Raw genomic sequence first — 362 nt, forward strand, 5'->3', positions numbered from 1 at the left:
GCAGCGCGACGGTCGGCGCGAGCGCCCTCGCCGCCGTCTGCGCCGAGATCGAGGCGGCGGCGACGCGGCAGGAGCCGATCACCGCGGGGCAGGTCGCCCGGCTCGGCACGGCGATGGACCGCACGCTCTCGGCCCTTGAACCGTTCATGCACCCCGTCCGTGAGCCAGAGCCCGAGCCGGAATCGGCCTGAGCCGAGCCGTCAGCCCGTGCCGATCAGGCCGTGCCGATCAGGCCGTGCCGAGCAGCGCGCACTGCTCCTGCAGGCGCGAACGGATGCCGGCGTCGGCGCACAGCGCGATCGCCCGTTGGTAGGCGACCCGGGCATCCCTCACCCGGCCGGCCAGGGCGCGCAGGTGTTCGC

Annotated in this window: 1 protein-coding gene; it reads left to right on the forward strand. The window is 75.4% G+C overall.

What is annotated here, in order from left to right; all coding sequences use genetic code 11:
- On the forward strand, positions 1-191 hold a 191-nt coding region (locus QN345_RS19905), incomplete at its 5' end, for a hypothetical protein (RefSeq protein ID WP_323509224.1).
- Positions 192-362 lie beyond the last annotated feature (171 nt).

Source organism: Cryobacterium sp. 10I1 (assembly GCF_035019805.1).
GTDB classification, from domain to species: Bacteria; Actinomycetota; Actinomycetes; order Actinomycetales; family Microbacteriaceae; genus Cryobacterium; species Cryobacterium glucosi.